9 protein-coding genes are annotated in these 6,988 nt (G+C 48.0%); all 9 read left to right on the top strand.

Features of this window, described 5'->3' with window-relative positions; translation table 11 throughout:
* On the top strand, window positions 1-750 hold a 750-nt coding region (locus tag ACYC56_RS10860; protein WP_461374198.1), incomplete at its 5' end, for an outer membrane protein assembly factor BamB family protein.
* 101 nt (window positions 751-851) lie between these two features.
* On the top strand, window positions 852-1,523 hold the full coding sequence (locus ACYC56_RS10855; RefSeq protein WP_461374197.1) for a hypothetical protein: 672 nt from the start codon (window positions 852-854) through the stop codon (window positions 1,521-1,523).
* Window positions 1,524-1,528: 5 nt separating this feature from the next.
* Complete coding sequence (locus ACYC56_RS10850; protein ID WP_461374196.1) at window positions 1,529-3,442, top strand: Ig-like domain-containing protein; 1,914 nt, start codon at window positions 1,529-1,531, stop codon at window positions 3,440-3,442.
* A 92-nt stretch (window positions 3,443-3,534) separates the two neighbouring features.
* Window positions 3,535-4,842 carry a M23 family metallopeptidase gene (locus ACYC56_RS10845; RefSeq protein WP_461374195.1) on the top strand — a complete coding sequence of 436 codons (1,308 nt, stop codon included), beginning with the start codon at window positions 3,535-3,537 and terminating at the stop codon, window positions 4,840-4,842.
* Between the two features lie 84 nt (window positions 4,843-4,926).
* On the top strand, window positions 4,927-5,214 hold the full coding sequence (gene rpsF / locus ACYC56_RS10840) for a 30S ribosomal protein S6 (protein ID WP_461374194.1): 288 nt from the start codon (window positions 4,927-4,929) through the stop codon (window positions 5,212-5,214).
* A 9-nt stretch (window positions 5,215-5,223) separates the two neighbouring features.
* The gene (locus tag ACYC56_RS10835) at window positions 5,224-5,646 is read left to right on the top strand and encodes a single-stranded DNA-binding protein (protein ID WP_461374193.1); all 423 of its coding nucleotides are present in this window, start codon (window positions 5,224-5,226) and stop codon (window positions 5,644-5,646) included.
* Between the two features lie 16 nt (window positions 5,647-5,662).
* Window positions 5,663-5,890 carry a 30S ribosomal protein S18 gene (rpsR, locus tag ACYC56_RS10830; protein ID WP_461374192.1) on the top strand — a complete coding sequence of 76 codons (228 nt, stop codon included), beginning with the start codon at window positions 5,663-5,665 and terminating at the stop codon, window positions 5,888-5,890.
* Between the two features lie 177 nt (window positions 5,891-6,067).
* Window positions 6,068-6,526: a 50S ribosomal protein L9 gene (rplI, locus tag ACYC56_RS10825; RefSeq protein ID WP_461374191.1), complete on the top strand. Its 459-nt coding sequence runs from the start codon at window positions 6,068-6,070 to the stop codon at window positions 6,524-6,526.
* The coding region (locus tag ACYC56_RS10820; protein ID WP_461374190.1) for a DnaB-like helicase N-terminal domain-containing protein at window positions 6,526-6,988 on the top strand (463 nt) is incomplete at its 3' end. The genes rplI and ACYC56_RS10820, both read left to right, overlap by 1 nt.

Here is a 6,988-nt window from a genome sequence, read left to right as displayed (position 1 = left end):
TTAGGTATTTCAAGCGGTTCATCGAAAACCCCCGTATTAGCTGGAAACACGGTTTACCTTGGCGCAGTGACCGCTGTAGATGCAGATACAGGCGGGGTCAAATGGACTTTTGACGGCAAGAACCAGTATCCTATCGTATCGGTTGCTATCGCAAACGGCTATGTATTTGTCGGCTCAACCCGTACGGATACGACCTTGGATTCATCGAACGGTCGCATCTATGTGCTCAAGGCCGATACAGGCGAGCTTGTTTACCAATACTTTGCGGGGGAGTGCCATAATGACTGGTATGCGATCGACCCGTCTCCATCGATTGCAGAAGGATCGGTCGTATTGAATATGAGCACGTATATGTTGTTCTGTTTATCGCCACCCGAACGTTCCCCACTCTTAGGCGTTTCAGTCGATAAGAACAAAATCAACGCATATGACAACGAAACGGGCAGCGTTACTTTAACCTTCAATCTCGATGCTACAGGAACGGTAACCGCCGATGTTGTAAATAGCCAGGGAACTACGGTCTACCATCTTGCTGAGAACCAAACGTTAGGCAAGGGCGCACACAGCCTTGCCTGGCATGGCTTAATCTACTTCCCGGAGATGGCGGATCCTGTACTTAAAGACGAGTTTGACGATAAATGCATCCTCGTAGCCCCCGATGGCGATTACAAGCTGCTCATTACGGTTAAAAGTGCGGCTGGCAAGTCCTATACGGGAAGCGCAACTGTTCAGGTTGAAGCGCAGACTTAAGAGCGGATTATCGGTAGCATTGAGTTCAAAGCTATAATAACCGTTAATTTGTATAATTACAAAGCACTAACAAGATAAAACGTTCATGGAGGGGATATACTTTGTGTAAACGATTTTTCAGGATAGCTGCGATATTATTGCTGCTCAGCTTATTGCTATTTATGACCGGATGTGGAAAGAAGCAACACGTTAGTTTCGGGTACAGTTTTGCCATCTCACCCAAGAAGGGAGAGGTATTAAAAAATGTCACCGTCTACCTCCCCTTCCCAACAAAAAACGGCAAACCGATGATGGAGATTTATCGGAGCCTCGAAAGACACTACAAGAATTATCACCTGGACGATACGCCAAATCTTGCCCTGTCGATAGCCGATACGAAGTATGGACCTATGCTAAAAGTGAAAGTCCCAGAACTTAAACAGGGTGTCGGCCTTAATGGTGGCTATTCTCAGGAAGGTTCTCTTAAAAAAGTTTCAGCATATAAGGATTTTTATCTTAACCCAAGCATATGCACGCAGAAGCAATTATCCGATAGATTCAGCTATATCTTCGCTGGGTTCAAGAACGCCAAAGAGCTTGGGCTAGCACTCGAATATAAAATATCTATATTATCGCCATCACTATTACCACTAGATTATGTCCCCGAGGAACGTTATGAGACTTATCTGGGTTGGGAACAACCACCTGTGAGCAGGGGAAGTATAGTTAAGTATTATAACAGTGTTGGTTGGGCAAAGGTACCTATTTCAGACTCGGGATTCGATAGGGAGTGATGAATATGAGAAAACTTTTATTCGCCATAGCTGTGCTTGCTTTATCATTATTCTCTATTGATTATGCATGGGCTTGGAGTGCTATTAGCCACTACAATATAAATCGGGATGTTGGTATTGAACCAATAATTACTTTTGGGATTAATGGTACAGGCCCGGATATGAGTGTGCAGTGGATTGGTAAAGATCCGAAAATCTTAGATGAAAATGGCCAAGAGCAAAGTTGGCCTGATTACCTCCACTCACCTGATCCTAAGTTTACTAAAATGTCTCGTCCATATATGAATGCGCCAAACTTCGCCTACCTTATGCTTAAGACATCGGAGAAAAATGGTGTAGCGCCGGATACAGAAAGAGCGCGGGCTTTAGGATGGGGAGGGCATATTGCTGCCGATTGGGTTGCGCATAATGATAACCTGTTTCCGATTTGTCCAGATGGCTCATCTGGTTCAATCAAGCATTTTGCAGGAGAGTGTCTTTGCGATCTGTATTCGTTTTTGACCGGTGGCCCAATTCCTCCCTCAAGTAACGCGGCTACTGCTTTCAACGATAAACAGATTTATAAGGCTTTGTATAATTACAGACTGATTAGTATCTATGAGAGTTGCATTAGAAATAAAGAGCCAATTTATCCCGACAAACTCAAAAAGCAAGCCCTTGAGACAACCCTCCCACGATCATACATACGCGAACGGATAAAAAGCTGGGTGGCAAAGCTGGTTGTTATCCAGTTTGCTTACGCGAGTGGGCCGGAAGTGTGGAACCCCACTAAGCGGTCACAGTTTATAGATTCAATGGAGCAGCGGGGGATCGAGAGCAACCTGGCTCTGTCGGAGATGTCCGTTAACTCCTGGATACATAACCCCAAGCCAAGAGGGTGTGTGCCTGATTTTAGCGAACAGGTGGTATCGTTCTATAAAAACAAGTTAATGGATATTCCCAGCAGCGTCTCATTCAGTCAACTAGGCCAGGTTAAATCTAGCTCCAACTTAAGTGCACAACCACTAGTTTATCGCAGTGCGGAAACAAGCGTTCCTTCCATCGAAGAGAAAGATGCGATCCTTTGGCAGTCGATCGTCGGCAGCTCTTGCGAACATGGCGATATTGCTGTTGACGAGACAGAAACTTCTGGAGGGGCTTATCAAGTCAATGTGGTAGTAAAGGATGAAGAAGGCCTTAAGAATACCATAAAAGGTATTATTGAAGGTTCAGCTCAGCAGACCGGAGGTAGCGCGGACGCTGCAGTTTTTTGGGATAGGCTCCTCGTTGACGGCGAATCTAATCCGGATCTGCTGGCAGACCTATTTCCACCAGAGTTAACCCTCGTATCTCCTGCTGACGGGTCTTTTCTTAATACTGCGTCTCCCGAGCTAAGGCTCAGCGCTCACGATGGTGCCGACGGTGCCGACGGTGCCGGAATAGATCCGATAGGTATCTTATTTAACCTAGATGACGTTCCTATTAAACCTTACCTCTTAAATGACCTAATTTCCTACAAGCCGAAATCTAAATTGAAAGAAGGCGTTCACCGGGCATTAGTTAGCATAATCGATAGAGCAGGGAACACCAATCAGCTTGCCTGGTCCTTCACGGTAGATACCGTGTCACCGAAGGTCTGCTATAAGATAAAAAGTTACGTCATCAACAGTAAGAAACCAGCGATTGTGATCTCGATTATACCGAATGAACCTGTCAAGTACCGGCTAACCGTTTTTCCAGATATCGGCGGTAAAGCTGATCTAAACACGATCGTCTTTCAAGAAGAGTTCGAACAGCAGAAAAACCTAATTTGGGATGGCGTGGATAATAACGGCTCTAAGATCGCTGATGGCTCTTACATATTACGTGTTCAAGCCATAGATCGGGCTGGTAATGCAAGGACATTTAATCGCTCGGTGAAAATTGATAGAAATAATTAGCGCAAACCACTTGACGGCACGCCATGCTTCCGCTAACATATAAACATAACAGCACAAAAGCATAGCAGCATATATAATGGAGGGGCACCATTATGATTCGCAGAACAATTGCAGTACCTATCGTCGTCTTATTATGCTTTGTTTCACTTATCGCTACTGCTGGGGCCGCAGATAAATTCACCTGGCCCATTGGCGGAGAAGTTATTAAGCCGTTCGACCTAGATGAGCACAGGGGCATCGATATAGCTGGAGCTACCGGCGACTCCATCATAGCCGCCCAAGAAGGCGTCGTTTACTGGATCGGAAAAACCCCAAGAGGCGAGCCGTGTATCTCCATCGATCATCCCGGCGGCATCACGACCACATACTTACCCGTAACAGCTTCGGTATCCAAGGGTCAAATCGTGAAGGCTGGCGATACTATAGGCAAGCTATCTTCCGAGATCGATAAATCAAGCAGCGTGCAGCATCTGCATCTAGGTCTCTTCGAGACGACAACTCGGGATAATAAGAAGTACCTAGATCCGTGCAATTATCTGTCGGATGTTTCAGGTGCAACAGAGGATAAACATGAGCCAGCTATTGCCGTCGATATATCGTCCGGTTCTACAATAGAGAAGCTACCCGAAAGCCAGCAACATAGTATCGTTGATGAAGAGGCTTACCCCGCTGCAACGCAGCAAACCCAGCAACAGGTCGCCATGTCTCCAGTCGATGTTACTGAGAAGCCCATTGAGAATGCTAAACCCGAGGCGTTACCATCGCTAAGCATGTCCAACGTCAAAGCTGGAGAAGCGGCTCTCGCTGATGCTGCAATCCAGAGCCAGATGCATCCAGAGCAGAAAGCCGAGAGCTTCGATATACAAGTAAACCGCTCCCCCCAGAATTCTATATCCGTAACTAATAAGATTTCTCAAGATGCCGCCGCAAAGGTCGGGTTGCCAAACTTGTCATGGGTAGCGCCAGAGGTTAAACCCGACCTTGTTCCGGCGGTTAATCATGCTCCGGCTGCTGTAAAAATGGTTTCGCCAGAGAAAACGCGAGAACTATATGTTGCTGGTGGCGAGCGTATTGAACCTAGTTCATCCACGAGCAATAATCGAGCACAGACCAAGATCAATAGCATGGTTGCGTATGCAGGCCAGCCCGCTACGAACCCCTTTAAGCAAGCAGATAGCGTAAAGCAATTAGTAGACCATACCAAACGAGAGGTTCTAGCGGACAAAAGAGCGACTAAGCAAAATCCTACAATGGCGCAAAGAGTGTTTAAATGGCAATTCTTACCCGAGATTACTTCTGCATTGGCAATACTCCTTATTGCAATGATCAGCTACCAGTGCGCCAGAAGCGCAAAGGCCATTGGGGCAAGTTTAACCGGTGTAGCAAGCGCAACTTGTTGATATCGCGAGGAGCTGCTATAATTATCGGGTTATATACTCCTGCTTCAGCCTAACTGAAGCCGAATAGTCCGGGGGAGGTGAAAAGTGAGGAACTACGAATGCATGATCATTCTCGAACCCACTTTGGAAACAGAGGCGATTGATAACGATATCGCAAGGTTTTCCGATGTGCTCGCCAAGAATAGCGGGAAAGTCGAGAATGTCAACAAGTGGGGCAGACGCCGTCTAGCTTATCAAATCGGTCAGAATACCGACGGGTACTACGTTATAATGACCTTCCAGGGTGAAGATGTAACCGTTAAAGAGTTCGATCGTATCCTGAAAATCGCTGATGACGTTATTCGCCATATGATCGTCCGTCTTGAAAAATAGGAGAGATACATGGCCAGTTTAAACAGGGTGTTTATTATCGGGAACCTAACAATGGATCCAGAACTGAGATTTACTCCGAATGGCGCTGCAGTCGCCAATATCAGGGTGGCGGTTAATCATCGCTACCAGGGAAACGATGGCAATTGGGTAGAGGAAGCAAGCTTCTTTAACGTGGTTGCATGGGGTAGGCAAGCTGAAATCGCAAACGAGTATTTACGAAAGGGCAAACCGGTTCTCGTTGAGGGAAGGCTCCGCAGCCGCTCATGGGAGACGCCTGATGGCCAGAAACGCTCAACGGTTGAAATCGTCGCTCAGAGAATCCAGTTCCTCGATAAAGTCGGGGCTGGGGCTCGTAGTGAAGATACTTTGGCGGAGGTTGCCGACGCCGATCTCAAGGCTCTTGGAGACGACATCGACGACGTACCATTTTAAATAGGAGAGGATAAGCATGGCAGATTATATCCGCAAACCCAGGCGCAAGTACTGTGCGTTCTGTAAGGATAAAGTCGACTACATCGATTACAAAGACGCCAATATGTTGCGCCGGTTTATGAGCGACCGCGGTAAAATTAGACCGCGCCGTGTTACCGGCACCTGTGCGCAGCATCAGCGCGATCTATCGATTGCGATAAAGCGCGCACGCGAGATGGCTCTAATTCCATATACACAGAGATAAAACCGGAAGACCGGGTACAGATTCTGTGTAATTAGCCTTTTTAGGGCGGGGATAAACTCCGCCCTTTTACGCTTTTACCAAACGCCCCCTCGTTCATTCCGCCGTTCCGGCTTCATCGACGAGCAGGGGGAGGTGTGGTAAGATAATAAACTCAAGATTATTTCAATTCGGAGGAGCATGATGAAGGTAATCCTTAAGGAATCCGTAAGCGGATTAGGAAAAACAGGAGACGTCATTGACGTGGCCGACGGCTACGGCAGGAACTATCTCGTCCCCAAGAACATAGCCGTTGTCGCTACGAAGGGCGCGCTCAAGGAGTGGGACCTGAAACGGGCGACCCTTGTCAAGAAAGAGGCCAAGGACCGTTCAGAAGCCGAGTCACTTGCCGCCGGTTTAAATGACAAGGAAGTGAAAGTCGAGGCCAAAGCTGGCGAGGAGGGCAAGCTCTACGGCTCGGTAACGACCAAAGAGATCGCCGCCGCCATCGAGAAACAGCTTAAGACCGAGGTCGACAAGAAAAAGATCGAGCTTAGCCAGCCCATCAAGGAAGTAGGAGATCATCCGGTTACCGTTAAACTCTTCCCTGGAGTTGACGCCACGGTTATCGTTAAGGTTGTTGGAAGCAAAGAGGAGTAATGAAAGCGACAGATAGGTCGCAGCAATTCGCAAGTTTCGATAAGGTTCCGCCGCATAATATCGAAGCGGAGCAGTCCGTCCTTGGCGCTATGCTTATCTCGCGGGATGCCATCCCCGAGATGCTCGAGAAGTTAACCCCGGACGCCTTTTACACCGAGGCCCACCGCCGCATCTACGCGGCAATCCTCGATTTATATGCAAAAGGCGAGCCGGCGGACGCCATCACGCTCTCCGCAGCTCTTTCAAGCAATGGCGACTTGGAGATATGCGGCGGCAAACCTTACATCCACACCCTGGTCAGCGCCGTGCCAAGCGCGGCCAATGCCGCTTTTTACGCGAAAATCGTCGAGAAAGACTCGACGTTGCGCGCGCTTATTAGAGTGTCCACCGAGATAGCGGCGCTCGGCTACGAGGGGCCGAGCGACGTCGAAGCCGTCATCGACCGCGCCGAGAACCTCATCT

The sequence above is a fragment of the Candidatus Aquicultor sp. genome (genome assembly GCF_054640775.1).
Note: the sequence above shows the minus strand (reverse complement) of the source record. Positions and strands in the feature narration are given on the sequence as shown.

Bases quoted from the DNA above. Each gene is read 5' to 3' on its own strand.
- ACYC56_RS10835 (WP_461374193.1), top strand. From the start codon at position 5,224: ATGGCCAGTTTAAACAGGGTGTTTATTATCGGGAACCTAACAATGGAT.
- ACYC56_RS10850 (WP_461374196.1), top strand. From the start codon at position 1,529: ATGAGAAAACTTTTATTCGCCATAGCTGTGCTTGCTTTATCATTATTC.
- rplI (WP_461374191.1), top strand. From the start codon at position 6,068: ATGATGAAGGTAATCCTTAAGGAATCCGTAAGCGGATTAGGAAAAACA.
- ACYC56_RS10845 (WP_461374195.1), top strand. From the start codon at position 3,535: ATGATTCGCAGAACAATTGCAGTACCTATCGTCGTCTTATTATGCTTT.
- rpsR (WP_461374192.1), top strand. From the start codon at position 5,663: ATGGCAGATTATATCCGCAAACCCAGGCGCAAGTACTGTGCGTTCTGT.